This window comes from Micromonospora sp. NPDC050695 (genome assembly GCF_040654415.1).
Taxonomy (GTDB): domain Bacteria; phylum Actinomycetota; class Actinomycetes; order Mycobacteriales; family Micromonosporaceae; genus Micromonospora.
Map to the genome: position 1 here is coordinate 47702 of NZ_JBFAHZ010000019.1, position 16832 is coordinate 64533.

Annotated in this window: 17 protein-coding genes and 1 pseudogene; 15 read left to right on the top strand and 3 right to left on the bottom strand. The window is 71.8% G+C overall.

Annotated elements, in window-relative coordinates:
• Window positions 1-26: 26 nt before the first annotated feature.
• Window positions 27-881: a DegV family protein gene (locus AB0H52_RS16985; RefSeq protein ID WP_151488711.1), complete on the top strand. Its 855-nt coding sequence runs from the start codon at window positions 27-29 to the stop codon at window positions 879-881.
• Window positions 882-885: 4 nt separating this feature from the next.
• Window positions 886-1659 (top strand): SDR family oxidoreductase, encoded by a 774-nt coding sequence (locus AB0H52_RS16990; protein WP_151488710.1) that lies wholly within the window; start codon window positions 886-888, stop codon window positions 1657-1659.
• Window positions 1660-1714: 55 nt separating this feature from the next.
• Here the strand turns inward: AB0H52_RS16990 and AB0H52_RS16995 are convergent, their stop codons facing one another.
• Entirely contained in the window at window positions 1715-1906 is a 192-nt protein-coding gene (locus AB0H52_RS16995) for a GntR family transcriptional regulator (protein ID WP_357948379.1), read from the bottom strand.
• Between the two features lie 276 nt (window positions 1907-2182).
• Here AB0H52_RS16995 and AB0H52_RS17000 point away from each other — a divergent pair, with 276 nt between their 5' ends.
• From AB0H52_RS17000 to AB0H52_RS17020, 5 genes are all read left to right on the top strand, one after another.
• On the top strand, window positions 2183-2386 hold the full coding sequence (locus AB0H52_RS17000; RefSeq protein WP_151488708.1) for a hypothetical protein: 204 nt from the start codon (window positions 2183-2185) through the stop codon (window positions 2384-2386).
• A 232-nt stretch (window positions 2387-2618) separates the two neighbouring features.
• Window positions 2619-3425 (top strand): ComEA family DNA-binding protein, encoded by an 807-nt coding sequence (locus tag AB0H52_RS17005; RefSeq protein ID WP_151488707.1) that lies wholly within the window; start codon window positions 2619-2621, stop codon window positions 3423-3425.
• A gap of 74 nt (window positions 3426-3499) precedes the next feature.
• A complete protein-coding gene (locus AB0H52_RS17010; RefSeq protein WP_151488725.1) occupies window positions 3500-5818 on the top strand; it encodes a ComEC/Rec2 family competence protein in 2319 nt (772 codons plus the stop codon).
• 166 nt (window positions 5819-5984) lie between these two features.
• On the top strand, window positions 5985-6965 hold the full coding sequence (holA, locus tag AB0H52_RS17015; RefSeq protein WP_151488706.1) for a DNA polymerase III subunit delta: 981 nt from the start codon (window positions 5985-5987) through the stop codon (window positions 6963-6965).
• The gene (locus AB0H52_RS17020; RefSeq protein ID WP_151488705.1) at window positions 6962-7384 is read left to right on the top strand and encodes a hypothetical protein; all 423 of its coding nucleotides are present in this window, start codon (window positions 6962-6964) and stop codon (window positions 7382-7384) included. Before holA ends, AB0H52_RS17020 begins: the two co-directional genes overlap by 4 nt.
• A gap of 161 nt (window positions 7385-7545) precedes the next feature.
• Here AB0H52_RS17020 and rpsT read toward each other — a convergent pair whose 3' ends face one another.
• Window positions 7546-7812 carry a 30S ribosomal protein S20 gene (gene rpsT, locus AB0H52_RS17025; protein ID WP_109818418.1) on the bottom strand — a complete coding sequence of 89 codons (267 nt, stop codon included), beginning with the start codon at window positions 7810-7812 and terminating at the stop codon, window positions 7546-7548.
• A gap of 147 nt (window positions 7813-7959) precedes the next feature.
• On the bottom strand, window positions 7960-8946 hold the full coding sequence (locus AB0H52_RS17030) for a phosphotransferase (RefSeq protein ID WP_225854190.1): 987 nt from the start codon (window positions 8944-8946) through the stop codon (window positions 7960-7962).
• A gap of 61 nt (window positions 8947-9007) precedes the next feature.
• Here AB0H52_RS17030 and AB0H52_RS17035 point away from each other — a divergent pair.
• The 8 genes and pseudogenes from AB0H52_RS17035 to AB0H52_RS17070 all read left to right on the top strand — a co-directional run.
• A pseudogene (locus tag AB0H52_RS17035) lies at window positions 9008-9541 on the top strand (DUF4240 domain-containing protein); the annotation flags it as partial.
• 118 nt (window positions 9542-9659) lie between these two features.
• Window positions 9660-11537 carry a translation elongation factor 4 gene (gene lepA, locus AB0H52_RS17040; RefSeq protein ID WP_151488702.1) on the top strand — a complete coding sequence of 626 codons (1878 nt, stop codon included), beginning with the start codon at window positions 9660-9662 and terminating at the stop codon, window positions 11535-11537.
• Between the two features lie 261 nt (window positions 11538-11798).
• A complete protein-coding gene (locus AB0H52_RS17045; RefSeq protein ID WP_151488701.1) occupies window positions 11799-12083 on the top strand; it encodes a GlsB/YeaQ/YmgE family stress response membrane protein in 285 nt (94 codons plus the stop codon).
• Between the two features lie 429 nt (window positions 12084-12512).
• Entirely contained in the window at window positions 12513-12797 is a 285-nt protein-coding gene (locus AB0H52_RS17050) for a GlsB/YeaQ/YmgE family stress response membrane protein (RefSeq protein ID WP_151488700.1), read from the top strand.
• A gap of 223 nt (window positions 12798-13020) precedes the next feature.
• A complete protein-coding gene (locus tag AB0H52_RS17055) occupies window positions 13021-14307 on the top strand; it encodes a sugar ABC transporter substrate-binding protein (RefSeq protein WP_151488699.1) in 1287 nt (428 codons plus the stop codon).
• Window positions 14304-15290, top strand: a complete 987-nt coding sequence (locus tag AB0H52_RS17060) for a sugar ABC transporter permease (protein ID WP_151488698.1) — start codon at window positions 14304-14306, stop codon at window positions 15288-15290. The genes AB0H52_RS17055 and AB0H52_RS17060 overlap by 4 nt, the downstream gene beginning before the upstream one ends.
• The gene (locus tag AB0H52_RS17065; RefSeq protein ID WP_151488697.1) at window positions 15287-16117 is read left to right on the top strand and encodes a carbohydrate ABC transporter permease; all 831 of its coding nucleotides are present in this window, start codon (window positions 15287-15289) and stop codon (window positions 16115-16117) included. The genes AB0H52_RS17060 and AB0H52_RS17065 overlap by 4 nt, the downstream gene beginning before the upstream one ends.
• 28 nt (window positions 16118-16145) lie before the next feature.
• A complete protein-coding gene (locus AB0H52_RS17070; RefSeq protein WP_151488696.1) occupies window positions 16146-16787 on the top strand; it encodes an MOSC domain-containing protein in 642 nt (213 codons plus the stop codon).
• Window positions 16788-16832: the final 45 nt, after the last annotated feature.

A 16832-nucleotide genomic window follows, 5' to 3' on the forward strand; every position in this document is an offset into this window, starting at 1 on the left:
CGCCTCGATCGGCTAGCGTGCCGGGCATGCCCGTCGCGGTCGTCATCGACTCCACCGCCTACCTCTCGCCCGAGTTGGTGCAGGCGCACCGGCTGACCGTCGTCCCGTTGACCGTCGTGCTCAACGGCGCGGAAGGGCTGGAGGGGGTGGAGATCCACCCGGCCGACGCCACCCTGGCGCTGAGCGGCCGGCGGGTCACCGCGTCGACGTCCCGGCCGGCGCCCGAGCAGTTCGCCCGGACGTACCGCCGACTCCTCGACGACGGCGCCGACGGCGTCGTCTCGGTGCACATCTCCGCCGGCCTGTCCGGCACCGTCGAGGCGGCCCGCCTCGCCGCCGCCGACTTCGACGGCCGCGTCGAGGTCGTCGACAGCCGCTCCACCGGCATGGGCCTCGGCTTCCCGGCCATCACCGCCGCGACGGCCGCCGAGGCCGGCGCCGACCTGATCGGGGTACGCGACGCCGCGCTCGCCGCCGTGGACCGGACCACCGTCTGGTTCTACGTCGACACGTTGGAGTTCCTCCGCCGGGGTGGCCGGATCAACGCGGCCGAGGCGCTGCTCGGCACCGCCCTGTCCGTCAAGCCGATCATGCACATGCCGGACGGGGCGATCGTGCTGCGCGAAAAGGTCCGCACCGCCAGCCGGGGCGTGGCCCGGCTCGTCGACCTGGCCGTCGAGGCGGCCGGGGACGACGACGTGGACCTCGGCGTGCACCACCTGGCCGCGCCGCAACGAGCCGAGGCGCTGCTCGCCGCGTTGACCGAGCGGTTCGGTGCCCGGCTGCACGACACGTACGTCTCCGAGGCGGGCGCGGTGGTCGCCGCCCACGCCGGCCCGGGGTTGGCCTGCGTGGTCGTGCACCGCCGGCCAGGAGACTGAGCCGATGCCCACCTCGTGCGTGGTCACCGGAGGCGGCCGTGGCGTCGGCCGGGCCGTCGTGCAACGGCTGGTCGCGACGGGTGCCACCGTCGTCGTCGTGGAGCGCGACGCCGCCGCCGTCGACTGGCTGACCGCAGACCCGGCCGCCGACCGACTTGTCGCCGTGATCGGCGATGCCGGCGACGAGCGGGTCGCCGAGCGCGCCGCCGAACTGGCCGAACGCGCCGCCCCGCTGACCGGCTGGGTCAACAACGCGGCGGTGTTCCGCGACGCCGCGCTGCACGCCGCGTCGGCCGACACGATCCTCGACCTGATCGGGCTGAACCTGCGCCCCGCCACGGTGGGCGCCGCCGTCGCCGTCCGCCGGTTCCTCGCCGCCGGCACCGGCGGAGCGATCGTCAACGTCTCCTCGCACCAGGCCCGCCGGCCCGTGTCCGGCGCCCTGCCGTACGCCACGGCGAAGGCGGCCGTGGAGGGGCTGACCCGTGCGCTGGCCGTCGAGTACGGCCGGCACGGCATCCGCGCCAACGCCGTCGCGCTCGGCTCGATCGCCACCGAACGGCACGCCGAGTTCCTGGCCGCGCAGGAACCCTCCCAGGCCGAGTGGATCGACGCCGAGCTGAACCGGCTGCACCCGGTGGGCCGGATCGGGCGGGCCGACGAGGTGGCGGAGGCCGTCGCGTACCTGCTGTCACCGGCGGCGAGCTTCGTCAACGGCGTCATCCTGCCGGTGGACGGGGGACGGGCCGTCCTCGGCCTCGACCCGGAGGCCCGCTGACCGTCCGAGGCGTTGGAATCGGCGGACCAGGCGGGCCTGACCACCCTCGGCAGGTCTAGCTGTCGGCGACGAAGACGCCTTGCCCCTGCTGACCGTAAACCAGGTTCCGGTCGTGCAGCTCCTTGACGGCTCGGTAGGCCGTGGAGCGTGCGACGTTGTAAAGCTCGCCGATCTCGGACACCGACGGCAGTCGTTGGCCAGGCGAGTATTCGCCCGAGCGGATCTTCTGCTCGATGTCGTCCGCCACCCGGCGGTAGTGCGGTGGTCTCGTCGGCATGGTCGGCTCTCCTGGACTTCAGCGGAGATCATGTTTCCAGCCCGGCCGCGATCGAGACAAGGCGGCAACGCAGCAAAGTGGAGATAGTGAGAACTTGACTACAGTGAGACACTGGATACAGTGAGACAGTGAATCGGATGCTCCTGGACTTCAGCACTCCTGAGCCATCCGGTCTGCCCGCCCCGAGAGCCGCAAGGAGGTGTCCCTCAGGGCGGGCTACGTCGATTCGCGCGGAAGGTGCCGACCATGCCAATCGATGAACCGGTCTCCACAGCGACCGAACTGTTCATGGCCCAGCGGGTACTGGATGCCCACTGGAAACGGGCAACCGACCGGCCGTGGCGAGCAGGCGGCTGCCTGGAGTGCCGAGAACACAACGACTGCCGGCAACTCGACTGGGCGTTGGCGCTGATGGCCGACGTCGCCTCGGTCATGTTGCAGAAGCCGTGACTGATCCAGCCCGCGCCGCCGGCGAACACGGTGGTCGTGGCTTCTACTTCTTCGATCCGGCGGGGCACGCCATCGAGATCATCACGCGGCCGTACCTGTAGCAGCTCTGATCGACGCACCGCCTCCCTAGCAGATCGGAGCATGATCAGGGCGTTGTCCACAGTGGCGTCGGTTGTCCACAGGGTGAGGTCACCGCGCCCCGCCGGGCCGTCCGCCGCCATAGCGTCGGGCCGTGTCGCACGACGAGGAGACAGAGGTACGCCAGCGCCTGCACCGGCTCACGGAGCCGCCGGGCGCTCTGCCGTCGTCCCGGCCGGGAGCGCCGCCCGCTGGCGTACCCCTTGTTGGTGTGTCGTCCGCGCAGCCGGAGGCGGGCGTGGCGTCGGACGGTCCCGTGGCCCAGCCCACGCCGCGGCTGTCCGGGCCGGGAGCGTTCGACCCGGGGCGGCGTGGGGTGCGCGCGTTGGCCGTCGTCGCCGTGGTGGTGGTGTTGGGCGCGGCCGGCTGGGCCTGGCGGTCCCGGCCGCACGCGGAGCCGGTCGCCCCGCTGGCCGCTGAGGCGGTGCCCGCGACCTCGGCGGGTGCCCCCGAAGCGTCCAACGCGGGTGAGCTGGTGGTGGCGGTCGCGGGCAAGGTCCGCAAGCCCGGGTTGGTACGGCTGCCGGCCGGGTCGCGGCTGGCCGACGCGGTGCAGGCGGCCGGCGGTGCGCTGCCCGGCGTCGACGTGGCGCTGCTCAACCCGGCCCGCAAGGTCACCGACGGCGAGCTGATCGTCGTCGGGGTGACGCCCCCACCGGTGCCGGGCGGTGCGGCGGCCCCGGCCGCGGGTGGGGCGGCGCCCGCGGCCGGGCCGCTGAACCTCAACACCGCCACCCTCGCCCAACTCGACGCGCTGCCCGGGGTCGGGCCGGTGCTCGCCCAGCGCATCCTCACCCACCGCGAGCAGCACGGCGGGTTCAAGGCCGTCGGCGACCTGCGCCAGGTCGACGGGATCGGGGATGCCCGCTACGAGCAGCTCAAGGATCTGGTGACGGTGTGAGCAGGTCCGGCTCGTCACCGCCCGTCGCCGAGGCGCAGCCCGCACCACCGGATCTGCGGCTGGCCGGGCTGGCCATGGCCGTGTGGCTCACCACGCTCGCCGGCCTGCATGTCGGCAGCCGCCCGCTCCTGCTGGCGGCCGGGACGGCGGCCGTCCTGACCTCGTGCGGCGCCCTGCACCTGGTTGGCCGCCTCGGTCAACCCCGCGCCGCCACCCGCCGGTACGGCTGGATCGCCGTCGCGGTCGGCCTCGGGCTGGTCTGCGGCGCGGCGGCCACCACCGCCCGGCTCGCCGTCCGGGACGCGCCGCCGATTCGTGCCCTGGCCGAGCAGCGCGCCCCGGTCACGGCCGATCTGATCGTCCGGGACGATCCGCGTCCGATCCGTTCCGCCGGACGTCCCGGCATGCTGCTGGTGTCGACCGAGCTGACTCGGCTCACCGGCCCGGACGGCCGGCGGGTCCGCGCGCCGGTGCGGCTTCTGGTCCTGGCCACCGACCCGGCCTGGCGAGGGTTGCTCCCCGGGCAGCGCCTCACCGCCGACGGCCGCCTCGGCCTTCCGCGCGGCGGTGACCTGACCGGTGCGGTGCTCAGCACCAACGGCCCGCCCGTGCGACAGGGTGCGTCGTCGTGGGCGCAGCGCGCCGCCGGGACGCTGCGTGCCGGCCTGCAACGGGCCTGCGCGCCGCTCCCCGACGATCCGGGCGGGCTGCTGCCCGGGCTGGTTGTGGGAGACACCAGCCGGTTGCCGCCCGCCGTCGAGGAGGACTTCCAAGCCACCGGCATGACGCACCTGAACGCCGTCTCCGGCTCGAACGTGGCCATCGTGGTGGGTGCCGTCCTGCTGTTGGCCCGGTGGGCGCGGGCCGGCCCGTGGCTCGCCGCCGGGCTCTGCGGGGTCGCGCTGGTCGGTTTCGTCATCCTGGTCCGCCCGTCACCGAGCGTCGTACGGGCCGCCACGATGGGGGCGATCGGGCTCGCCGCGCTCGCCGCCGGCCGTCCCCGGGCGGCTCTGCCGGCGCTGGCCGCCGCGATCACCGTGCTGGTACTGGTCGACCCGGAGTTGGCCGGCGATCCCGGGTTCGCGCTGTCCGTACTGGCGACGGGTGGTCTGCTGCTGCTCGCACCGCGCTGGCGGGACGGGCTGCGGCGGCGGGGCGTTCCGCCCGGGGTGGCCGAGGCGTTGGCCGTTCCCGCGGCCGCGCAACTGGCCTGCGGGCCGGTCGTCGCCGGGATCTCCGGCACCGTCAGCCTGGTGGCCGTGCCGGCCAACCTGCTGGCGGTGCCGGCCATCGCGCCGGCCACCATCCTGGGCGTGGTGGCGGCCACCGTGTCGCCGATCTGGCCGGCCGGCGCCGAGTTCGCGGCGTGGCTGGCCAGTTGGCCAGCGTGGTGGCTGGTCGTCATCGCCCGCCACGGCGCCCGGCTGCCGGGCGGCACCCTGCCGTGGCCGGGCGGGGTGCCGGGTGCTCTCCTGCTGGCCGGGCTGACCGTCGCGCTGCTGGTCGCGGTGCGACGGCCACTCGTACGGCGACTGGTCGCGGTGGTCGGTGTCGCCGCCGTGCTGGGCGCCCTTCCGGTCCGGCTGGTGGCTGCCGGCTGGCCGCCGCCGGGATGGGTCGTGGTGGCCTGCGCGGTGGGCCAGGGCGACGCCCTGGTGCTGCCGGTCGAACCCGGTCGGGCCGTGGTGGTGGACGCCGGGCCGGAGCCGGGCGCGGTGGACGGCTGCCTGCGTCGACTCGGCGTACGGGAGGTGCCGCTGCTGGTGATCAGCCACTTCCACGCCGACCACGTGGGGGGGGTGGCCGGGGTGTTCCGGGGGCGACGGGTGGGTGCCGTGCTGATGCCGCCGTCGGCGGAGCCGGTGGAGGGGCGGGATCTGGTGCGCGCGGCGGCGACCGGTGGGCGGGCCACGCTACTGACCACCGTGGCCGGTGCTCGTCATCCGGTCGGTGGCGTCGACCTGCTGGTGCTCGGCCCGCCGTACCCACTGGCGGGCACCAGGTCCGACCCCAACAACAACTCGCTGGTGCTGCGTGCCACGGTCGCCGGAGTGCGGATCCTGCTGCCCGGCGACGCGGAGACCGAGGAGCAGCACGCGATGGTGGCGCGGGCGGCGCCCGGTCAGTTGCGGGCGGACGTGTTGAAGGTCGCCCACCACGGTTCGGCGTACCAGGATCTCCGGTTCCTCGACGAGGTACGGCCCTCCGTCGCGCTGGTGCCGGTCGGCGCCGGTAACACCTACGGGCACCCGAACCTGGGGCTGCTCACCCGGCTCAGCAGGGGCGGTGCCCGGGTGTTGCGGACCGACACCGACGGCGACGTGGCGGCGATCCGCTCGGGCGACGGCCTGGCCGTAGCCCGTCGAGGGGTGCTACCTGGGCACCGACCATGAGCCGGCCGGGGAAGGGCGGTGGAAATTGCACACCACCGAAGCAAATGGCGGGTGTATTGCCAATTAGATGGTTAATTGAGGTGAATGTCTGGATTTGCACTGTGTGCGGGCTACGCCGACTGAGCGCCGAATGACCAGGCACGATCGCACCCCGGGCCGTGCGAATATGGGCGGCGTGACCCCCGCCAGCCTCGCCCCCATTCTGCTCGTCCTCGGCGACGAGGAACTGCTCGCCACGCGCGCGGTCACCGAAGCTGTCGCGAAGGTTCGCGGCGTCGACCCCGAGGTGGACGTCCGCGAATACCAGGCCAGCGCGCTCACCGTCGGCGAGATCGCCGAGATGCTCAGCCCGTCACTGTTCGGCGGTCGGCGGCTGCTGATCCTGCGCTCCGGCCAGGACGCCCGCAAGGACCTGGTCACCGCCCTGCTGGCGTACGCGAAGAACCCCGACCCGGACGTGCAACTGCTGGTCCTGCACCTGGGCGGCGCCAAGGGCAAGGCGTTCGCCGACGGGCTGCGGGCGGCCGGCGCGACGGTCGTCCCGGCGGCCAAGCTCAAGGGGCACCGCGACCGGGTGGCCTTCGTCCGGGACGAGATCCGCCGGGCCGGTGGCAAGTGCACCGACGACGCCGCCGAGGCCCTCATCGCGGCCGTCGGCAACGATCTGCGCGAGTTGGCCGCCGCCTGCTCCCAACTGGTCGCCGACACCGACGGGCGGATCGGCGCCGACACGGTCTCCCGCTACTACCGGGGCCGGGTCGAGGTGACCGGCTTCACGGTGGCGGACGCCACCATGGTCGGCGACGTGCCGGCCGCGTTGGAGGCGCTGCGCTGGGCCCTGCACGTCGGCGTCGATCCGGTGCCCATCGCCGACGCCCTGGCCGACGGGGTGCGCACGGTGGCCCGGGTGGCGTCGGCCGGGCGGGGCAACCCGTACCAGCTGGCCAGCAGCCTCGGGATGCCCGCCTGGAAGATCGAGCGGGCGCAGCGGCAGGGCCGAGGCTGGACGCCGGAGGGCCTGGTCCGGGCCATGCAGGTCGCCGCCGAGTGCAACGCGGCGGTGAAGGGCGGCTCCGACGACCGGGCGTACGCCCTGGAGCGCGCCGTCTTCTCGGTCGCGGCGGCCCGGCAGGGCAGCACCCGGTGACGGGGCCGAACCGCACGGCGTGGGCCACCATCCCCGCCGAGGAGGAGCGTTACCGGCCGCTGTACGCCCGACTCCTCGGCCTGCGGTTCGTCAACCCCGGGGGAGTGCTGTGCTTCCTCTTCTTCGAGGGTGCCATCGCCCTGGCGGTGCTGCTCGCCCTCGCCGAGCTGGTCACCTGGTGGTCGGTGCTGGTGCTGCCCGCGGTGGTGGCGGCGATGGTCAAGCTCAACGACATGGTGGCCGCGGTCGTGGTCCGGTCCGCCGCGCTCGTGCCCGAGCAGGAACGGGACCGCTTCCGCCGGCAGATGGAACCGGTCGTCGGCCGCGCCCGAGTCGAGTGGATGCCGCACAGCGTGACGGGCGTGGTGATCAGCGCCGACCCCGTGCCGCCGCCCCGCCACCCCGACCCGTCGGACTGACTCCGACCGGCCCACCGGCACTCGCGCCGGCTGCGGGCACTCCCGCCCCGGCGGCGACCACGCCTACCGGCACTCCCGCCCCGGCGGCGGACACCCCTACAGACACACGGAAGCCCCGGACCGGGGTCCGGGGCTTTCCGAATCAGTCTGACGGTAGATCGTCAGGCGGACAGCGCCACCACGCGCTTCGCGATCGCGGACTTGCGGTTCGCGGCCTGGTTGGAGTGGATCACGCCCTTGCTGACGGCCTTGTCCAGCTTGCGCGAGGCGTCCTGCATGAGCGCGGTGGCCTTCTCGACGTCACCGGCCTCGGCAGCCTCGTTGAACTTCCGGACGGCGGTCTTCAGCGACGACTTGACCGACTTGTTGCGCAGCCGGGCCTTCTCGTTCTGCCGGTTGCGCTTGATCTGGGACTTGATGTTCGCCACGCGACAGCCTCGTCTTGATAGCTCGGGTTGGTCAGCTTGTGCGCTGGATGACGAACATGCGTCATCGCTGCGCGAAGAGCCAGGTTACCAGGTCGCCCCGGACGAGCCAAAACGGCTCGGCCCGAACCGCGTCCGCCCGGGCCGCTGTCACCGCCAGCCCTGGCGGTGGGCGAGCCAGTCGAGCGCCTGCTCGCCGCTCCACCGCTGGTGCGCCGACCGGTGCGGCGAGGCCGTCACCGGTGCCGCCTCGGCCCCGGTCAGGTAGTAGCCGGCCAGCGCGGCCAGCGTGGCGTCGAGCGCGTCCGGGGGTGCGTCCGCGCACGCCGGGTGCGCGGCGAAGAGCCGGTCCGCGTCCAGCCCGCCGGCGTACGCGGTGAGCAGCAAGCCGGCCAGATCCCACCAGGGCGGCCCGTGGCAGAACCAGGTCCAGTCACAGAACCAGGCCCGGCCGTCCGCGCCGATCAGCACGTTGTCCACCCGCAGGTCGCCGTGGATCAGCCCGGTCGCCGCGGCGGCGTACCCGGGCAGGCGGGACTCCAGCGCCACCAGCTCGGCCAGCCGGCCCCGCGCCGGTGCGGGCATCGGGGGTGACGGCTCGCGTCCGGCGGCGACCTCCTCCCACCAGAGAATGTCCGAGCGGGCCAGGTCGGCCAGGTGCGGCAGGCCGAGCGCGGTCAGCGGGGCCGGCGGGTCGGCCAGCGCGGCGGCGACCTGCGCGTACCCGGCGAGCGTGGCGTCCAGCTCGGCCACCGTCCAGGGCAGGCGTGGGGTGTGGCCGTCGACGGCGTCGGTGCAGAGCACGAACCAGCCGGCCTCGGACAGGCTCCACCGGAGGCGGGGCGCCGGCAGGCCGGCCGGCAGCCGGTCCAGGATCGCGGCCTCCCGGGCGTACCCCTCGACCAGGTGCGGTTGCTCGGCGGCGGGTGCCGCCTTGACGAAGGCCCGACCACCGTCGGCCGTGCTGAGCACGGCGGCGAAGCCCCGGGTGAAGCCGGCGCCGGCGACCCGGACGGCGACCACCGGCGCGCCGAGCCGGTCGGCGACCGCGGCCCGCAGCGCCGCCGGCAGCGCGGGCCACGACGGGCGCAGCGCGCTCGCGTGGTACGGCACCGGAGGCAGCGGCGTGGGGGACACCCCACCATGCTGCCCCGGGGTGCGTGCGCGACGCGCGGCGACACTGCCAGACTGCCAAGCCATGAGGACCGAGGACTTCTGGCAGCTGATCGACCAGGCGCGGGCCGGCGGTGGGGGAGAGCCCGGCCCGGTGGCCGCGCGGGCCGTCGCGCTGCTCACCGAGCGCGACCCGGAGGACATCGTCGGGTACGCCCGGCACCAGACGCGGGTGCTGGCCGCCTCGCACAAGGCGGACCTGTGGGGCGCCGCCTACCTGATCAACGGCGGTGCCTCGGCGGACGGGTTCGAGCACTTCCGGGGCTGGCTGATGACGCAGGGGCGGGCGGTCTTCGCCGGCGCGGTCGCCGATCCGGACTCGCTGGCCGAACTGCCCCAGGTGCGGGCGGCCGCACTCAGCGGGGAGGAGTTCTCCGCCGAGCAGATGCTGTCGGTGCCGTGGGACGCGTACCGCAAGGCCACCGCGACGGAACTGCCGGCGGACCGCGAGCCGGTGCGCACACCGGACCTCAACGACTTCTGGGACTTCGACGACGAGGAGGAGGCGCGCCGGCGGCTGCCCCGGCTGGCCGCGCTCTTCGTGGAGCCGCCGCCGGAGCGAGGTCCCCGGGGCCGATCCGTCGCCCGCGCAGTGGGCGCACCCCGGCGGCATGGGAACATGGAGGGGGTCGGCGGCGCGCCGGCCTGTTCACGTCAGCCGACCAGAACGGACCGCTGTGCCACCGAAGCTCGATCCCGGCGCGAACGCCCCTGGTGCCACCGACCCCGGTCGCATCCGGAACTTCGGCATCATCGCCCACATCGACCACGGGAAGTCGACCCTGGCCGACCGGATGCTGCAGCTCACCGGCGTGGTCGACCCGCGGCAGATGCGCGCCCAGTACCTGGACCGGATGGACATCGAGCGCGAGCGCGGCATCACCATCAAGAGCCAGGCCGTTCGCATGCCGTGGACCATCCGCGAGGGCGAGCGGGCCGGTGAGCACGCGGTGCTCAACATGATCGACACCCCGGGGCACGTCGACTTCACCTACGAGGTGTCCCGGTCGCTGGCCGCCTGCGAGGGGGCCGTGCTGCTGGTCGACGCCGCGCAGGGCATCGAGGCGCAGACCCTGGCGAACCTCTACCTGGCCCTCGAGAACGACCTGCGCATCATCCCGGTGCTCAACAAGATCGACCTGCCGGCCGCCCAGCCGGAGAAGTACGCCGAGGAGCTGGCCCACCTCATCGGCGGTGACCCCGCCGACTGCATCCGGGTCTCCGGCAAGACCGGCGAGGGCGTGCCACACCTGCTCGACGAGATCGTCCGGCAGTTCATCCCGCCGGTCGGCGACGCCGAGGCGCCCGCCCGGGCGATGATCTTCGATTCGGTGTACGACGTGTACCGCGGCGTCGTCACGTACGTCCGCGTCATCGACGGCCGGATCAGCGCCCGCGACCGGATCAAGATGATGTCCACCGGCGCGGTGCACGAGCTGCTGGAGATCGGCGTCATCTCGCCGGAGATGGTGAAGGCCGAGGCGCTCGGCGTCGGCGAGGTCGGCTACCTGATCACCGGCGTGAAGGACGTCCGGCAGTCCCGGGTCGGTGACACGGTCACCATCAACAGCCGGCCGGCCGCCGAGCCGCTGGGTGGCTACAAGGACCCGAAGCCGATGGTCTACTCCGGCCTCTACCCGATCGACGGGTCCGACTACCCGAACCTGCGCGAGGCACTGGACAAGCTCAAGCTCAACGACGCGGCCCTGGACTACGAGCCGGAGACCTCCGGCGCGCTCGGTTTCGGCTTCCGCTGCGGCTTCCTCGGCCTGCTCCACCTGGAGATCATCCGGGAGCGCCTGGAGCGCGAGTACAACCTCGACCTGATCTCCACCGCGCCCAACGTGGTGTACCGGGCGATCACCGACGACGGCGCCGAGATCGTCGTGACCAACCCCAGCGAGTACCCCACCGGCAAGATCGCCGAGGTGTACGAGCCGGTCGTACGGGCCACCGTCCTGACGCCCAACGACTACGTGGGTGCCGTGATGGAGCTGTGCCAGGGCCGGCGCGGCACCCTGCTCGGCATGGACTACCTGTCCGCCGACCGGGTGGAACTGCGCTACACGCTGCCCCTCGCGGAGATCATCTACGACTTCTTCGACCAGTTGAAGAGCCGTACCAAGGGGTACGCGTCGCTGGACTACGAGCCCTCCGGCGAGCAGGCGTCCGACCTGGTGAAGGTGGACATCCTGCTGCACGGCGAGCCGGTCGACGCGTTCAGCGCCATCGTGCACAAGGACAAGGCGTACAACTACGGCGTCACCATCGCCGCCAAGCTGCGTACCCTCATCCCGCGCCAGCAGTTCGAGGTGCCGATCCAGGCGGCCATCGGCAGCCGGGTCATCGCCCGGGAGACCATCCGCGCGATCCGCAAGGACGTGCTCGCGAAGTGCTACGGCGGTGACATCAGCCGTAAGCGCAAGCTGCTGGAGAAGCAGAAGGAAGGCAAGAAGCGGATGAAGATGGTCGGCCGGGTCGAGGTGCCGCAGGAGGCGTTCATCGCCGCCCTGTCGTCCGACTCCGGTGACGGCAAGGCCGCCGGAAAGAAGTGACCCCGGCACCGGTGCGTCGGCTCTGAACCGGCGGCCCGTGGAGGAATTTTTCCGGCACCTGTCGGGGATCCAAGGCCCGACGAGATGGCCTCCTACCTGTGGGGACGCGCCCGGGCACCAACCGACGCACCCTCCGAGCATCGACGTCTGACACTGTCGCCTGACGTGAGTCGGTTTGGATTTTTGGCCGGCCGGGCACTTAGCCGCCACGACAGGAAGCACACACACCGTGTGTCAGACATTCGTTGAAGGAGGGCGACCGTGGAGCTCACCGTGTGGGGCATCATCACTGCGCTCGTTGTTGGTCTCATCGTCGGCGCGCTCGGCCGCCTGGTCGTCCCGGGTCGGCAGAACATGCCCATGTGGCTGCACATGCTGATCGGTGTGGGCGCCGCCCTGCTGGGCACCGTCCTGGCCCGGGCCATCGGCATCGCCACCGAGACCAACGGCATCGACTGGGGCGAGCTGCTGGTGCAGGTCGTCGTCGCGGCCATCGCGGTCGCGCTGGTGGCCGGTGTGGGTCGCCGTCGCAGCGTCACCCACTGACACCCGCAACACCCCGTACCACCGCGACACTTCGATGGGCGCCCGACCGACAGGTCGGGCGCCCATCGGCGTTCCTGCCCGTGCGCCCCGCCTGCCGGGCCGCCCGGGATAGGCCGCCCAGGATCGGCCGTACGGGAGGGCGGTGGCCGACGAGAGCCTCGGCCCCGCGGGCGCGCTCATGATCGTGCTGGACCCATGAAGTAGTGGCCTCGGTGGGCAGACGAGGCCACTACTTCCATGTTCGAGCGCGATCTTGGGCGGGCCACCGCGATCGTGGGCGGGCGGGGAGCGCGGAACCTGCCCAGGTAGGCCAAGTCGTGATCGTCTGGTGGACAAAGTCGGTTTGGATTTTCCGCCGGTCGGGCACTTAGCGGTCACGACAGGAAGCACACACATCGTGTGTCAGACATTCTTAGAAGGAGGGCGACCGTGGAGCTCACCGTGTGGGGCATCATCACTGCGATCGTTGTTGGTCTCATCGTCGGCGCGCTCGGCCGCCTGGTCGTTCCGGGCCGGCAGAACATGCCGATCTGGCTGCACCTGCTGATCGGTGTGGGCGCCGCCCTGCTGGGCACGGTGCTGGCGCGGGCGATGGGTATCGCGACCGAGACCGCCGGCATCGACTGGACGGAGCTGCTGGTGCAGGTCGTCCTGGCGGCCATCGCGGTCGCGCTGGTGGCCGGTGTGGGTCGTCGCCGCAGCGTCACCCGATAACAACCCGGTATCACCTGGTTGCATCGCACTGCATGGAAAGAGCGTCCGGCCATCGGCCGGGCGCTTTTTCGTGCTGGAGTGCCCGACTTCGGCCCGATGTCGCGGCGTCACCGCTCGGGCTGCTGCGGTACGGTCGCGACACCTCCCACTGTCGTAAAGGAATTCTTCGTACTAAGGTGCGGCGGAGAAGGTTAGTTCCAGGCGGCGCGAGGGGAGAAGTGGCGTGAACAGGTGGAAGCGGCTGGCCCCGGTCACCGCCATGGTGGCCTCGGCCGCGATGGTGCTGACCGGTTGCGGGGGCTCCGGTGACGAGGCTGCCGACGACAGCAAGCTCACGGTCTGGATGATGGGCGAGGGCGGCGAGGCGCAGAACGCCTTCCTCGACGGGGTCGAAACCGAGTTCCGCCAGAAGCACCCCGACACCGACGTGGTGGTGCAGTACATTCCCTGGCTCGAGGCGCCCAAGAAGTTCCAGGCCGCGCTCGCCGGGGGCGAGGGGCCGGACATCACCGAGCTGGGCAACACCGAGACCCAGGGCTGGGCGGCCCAGGAGGCGCTCGCCGACGTGAGCGGGCGGATGGGCGGCTGGGCCGACAGCAAGGATCTGCTGCCCGACCTGGTGCGCAACGCGCAGCTCGACGGCAAGCAGTACGGCGTGCCGTGGTACGCGGGCGTGCGGGCCATCTACTACCGCACCGACTGGTTCGCCGAGGCCGGCGTGCAGCCGCCGAAGACGTGGGACGAGCTGGTGACCGCGGCCAAGACCGTGCAGGCGAAGAAGCCGGGCACCTACGGCATCGCGCTGCCGGGCAACTCCGAGCTGCCCTTCTACTCCTTCCTCTGGGGCGCCGGCGGCGAGATCGCCAGCAACCAGGGCGGCACCTGGAAGTCCGGCTACACGACGCCGGAGGCGCAGCGGGCCGTCAAGTACTGGACCGACCTGGTGACCGTGCACAAGGTGGCCCCGCCGGCCGCCGCCGGGTGGAACGAGATCGACGCGCGCACGCAGTTCGCCACCGGCAAGGCCGCGATGGCGTTCGCCGGCAGCTGGCAGCAGGGTGCCATCAAGAAGGACAACCCCGAGATCGAGAAGGTCTGGGGCACGTTCCCGATCCCCGGCCCGGACGGCAAGGCCGCGCCCGGTTTCGCGGGCGGCTCGGACGTGGCGATCTGGAAGGACAGCGAGCGTCAGGACCTGGCCTGGGACTACCTGACCGTGCTGCTGAACAAGAAGAACTCGCAGAGCTTCGCGAGCAGCCTCGGCTTCTTCCCGGTCTACCAGGATCTGGTCGCCGGTGACACGTACGCCAACGACAAGGTGATGGCGGCGTTCGCCACCACCATGCAGAACACCAAGCTCACGCCGCTCACCCCGAAGTGGGTGGAGGTCAGCCGGACGAAGACGGTGACCCAGGCGATGAACAGCTCGGTCATGAAGGGTCAGAAGACGGTCGAGAAGGCCACCGCCGACGCGGCCGCCGAGATGGAAAGCATCCTCAACGCCAAGTGACCACGCTGACCGAGGTGCCGGAGAACGCCGCCGCGCGGGAGACCCCCGCGCGGCGGCGTCGCCGGGTGGACCGCCTGCCCTACCTGCTGCTCCTGCCCGCACTGGTGATCATCGGGGTGTTGCTGCTCTGGCCGCTCGGCCAGGTGGTGACGATGTCCTTCTACCGCCTCAACAGCGTCCGGCAGTTGCGCGGCGACCGGGAGTGGCCGTGGGTGGGGCTCGGCAACTACGCCGACATCCTCTCCGACCCGTTCTTCCTGACCGTGCTGCGCAACACGGTCCTGTTCGCCGCGGCCAACGTGCTGCTCACCATGGTCCTCGGCACCCTCGTCGGGCTGCTGCTGAACCGGCTCGGTCGCAAGATGGCGACCTTCGTGGCCAGTTGCGTGATGCTCGCCTGGGCCACCCCGGCGCTGACCGGCACGATCGTCTGGAAGTGGATTTTCGACGACACGAGCGGCCTGGTCACGTGGCTGTTCAACGCGCTGCCGGACGGGCTGTCCAACGCCCTGTTCGGTCGTAGCGACTGGACGGGTTACGGCTGGTTCAACTCGCCGCTGCTGTTCTTCGCCATCCTCACCCTGGTGGTGGTGTGGCACTCGTTCCCGTTCATCGCGGTGAGCGTGCTCGCCGGCCTGAAGAGCGTGCCGAGTGAGTTGCACGAGGCGGCCCGGGTGGACGGCGCCAGCCCGTGGCGGGTCTTCTGGAAGATCACGTTCCCGCTGTTGCGCCCGGTCTTCGGGATCCTGATCGTGCTCTCCACGATCTGGGACTTCAAGGTCTTCACCCAGCAGTTCGTGCTGGCCGGCGGCACCCAGGACCGGCCCACGTTCATGCTCTCCATCTACTCGTACGCCGAAGCCTTCTCGCCGCCGCCGAAGTACGGGCTCGGCGCGGCCATCGCGGTGATCCTCACGCTGATCCTGCTCGTGGTGACCGGCTTCTACGTACGGATGGTGCTCAGGCAGGAGGACGAGTCGTGAAGAAGGTCGCCCTCAACGTCGCCGGGCTGCTGGTCGCGCTCTTCGCGGCGTTCCCGGTCTACTGGATGATCTCCACCTCGCTGAAGCCGAGCAGCGAGATCTTCTCGTCGACCCCGCAGCCGGTGCCGGCCCACCCGACGTTGGCGCACTACCGGGAGATCCTGACCGGCAACCTGATCCCGGGTGTGAGCTTCCTCGACTTCTTCCTCAACAGCGCGATCGTCGCGATCTCGACGGTGGTGCTCAGCGGCCTGGTCGCCCTGCTCGCGGCGACGGCGGTGGCCCGGTTCCGCTTCAGGCTGCGGACCAGCTTCCTGATCATGCTGCTCGTGGTGCAGATGATTCCGCTGGAGGCGCTTGTCATCCCACTGTTCCTGATGATCCAGCGGCTGGGGCTCTACAACACCCTGCCCAGCCTGATCCTCACGTACCTCGGCTTCTCGCTGCCGTTCGCGGTCTGGATGCTGCGCGGCTTCGTCGCCGCGGTGCCCAAGGAGTTGGAGGAGGCGGCGGCGATCGACGGCGCCAGCCGGGCCCAGACGTTCCGGCGGGTGCTGTTCCCGCTGGTCGCGCCCGGCCTGGTCGCCACCAGCATCTTCTCCTTCATCACCGCGTGGAACGAGCTGATCTTCGCGTTGACGTTCATCAACGACCAGGGTCGCTACACGCTGCCGGTGGCGATGACCTTCTTCTTCGGCCGCGACGACACCAACTGGGGACCGGTCATGGCCGCCTCCACCCTGTTCACGCTGCCGGTCATCATCTTCTTCCTGCTGGTGCAGCGACGGATGGTCTCCGGCCTCGTCGCCGGCGCAGTCAAGGGCTGAGTGCTGCCCCGCCGTTAGGCTGACCGTCATGACGGGCAGGGTGGCAGCGGTGAACCTCGGGATCGTGACCGAGGCGGAGTGGGCCGGCGACGCGAGCGGTCGTACCGGCATCGACAAGCGGCCGGTCGACGGGCCGGTGCCGGTGCTCGTCGAGGGTCTCGCCGGCGACTTCATCGGCGAGCGGCCCGTGCACGGTGGGGCGGACCAGGCCGTCTACGCGTACGCCGAGGAGGACGCCGCGTGGTGGTCGGCCGAGATCGGCCGGACGATCCGTTCGGGGGGCTTCGGCGAGAACCTGACCACCTACGCGGTGGACGTGACCGGGGCGGTCATCGGCGAGCAGTGGGCGGTCGGCACGGCACTGCTCCAGGTGACGATTCCGCGCACCCCGTGCACGACGTTCGCCGGCTTCTGGGGGGTGCCGGACCTGATCCGGCGCTTCACGGTCCGCGCCAGCCCGGGGGCGTACCTGCGGGTGCTGCGCGAGGGTGAGGTGGGCGCCGGCGACCCGGTCGAGGTGGTGGAGCGTCCCGCGCACGGGGTCACCATCGGCGAGGTGTTCCGGGCGACCACCCTGGAGCCGGAGTTGCTGCCCCGGCTGCTCGACGCGGAGGACCTGCCGGAGCGGATCCGGGAGAAGGCCCGCCGCCGGCTCGCCGGTCGCGGCTGACAAACGAGGTCCTGATCAATTGGGCGTCCTGCGGTGTAATGCCCG

What these genes read in the sequence shown, in the direction of transcription:
- AB0H52_RS16985 (WP_151488711.1), top strand. Translation starts at nt 27, where the DNA reads ATGCCCGTCGCGGTCGTCATCGACTCCACCGCCTACCTCTCGCCCGAG.
- AB0H52_RS16990 (WP_151488710.1), top strand. Translation starts at nt 886, where the DNA reads ATGCCCACCTCGTGCGTGGTCACCGGAGGCGGCCGTGGCGTCGGCCGG.
- AB0H52_RS17000 (WP_151488708.1), top strand. Translation starts at nt 2,183, where the DNA reads ATGCCAATCGATGAACCGGTCTCCACAGCGACCGAACTGTTCATGGCC.
- AB0H52_RS17010 (WP_151488725.1), top strand. Translation starts at nt 3,500, where the DNA reads ATGGCCGTGTGGCTCACCACGCTCGCCGGCCTGCATGTCGGCAGCCGC.
- holA (WP_151488706.1), top strand. Translation starts at nt 5,985, where the DNA reads ATGGGCGGCGTGACCCCCGCCAGCCTCGCCCCCATTCTGCTCGTCCTC.
- AB0H52_RS17070 (WP_151488696.1), top strand. Translation starts at nt 16,146, where the DNA reads ATGACGGGCAGGGTGGCAGCGGTGAACCTCGGGATCGTGACCGAGGCG.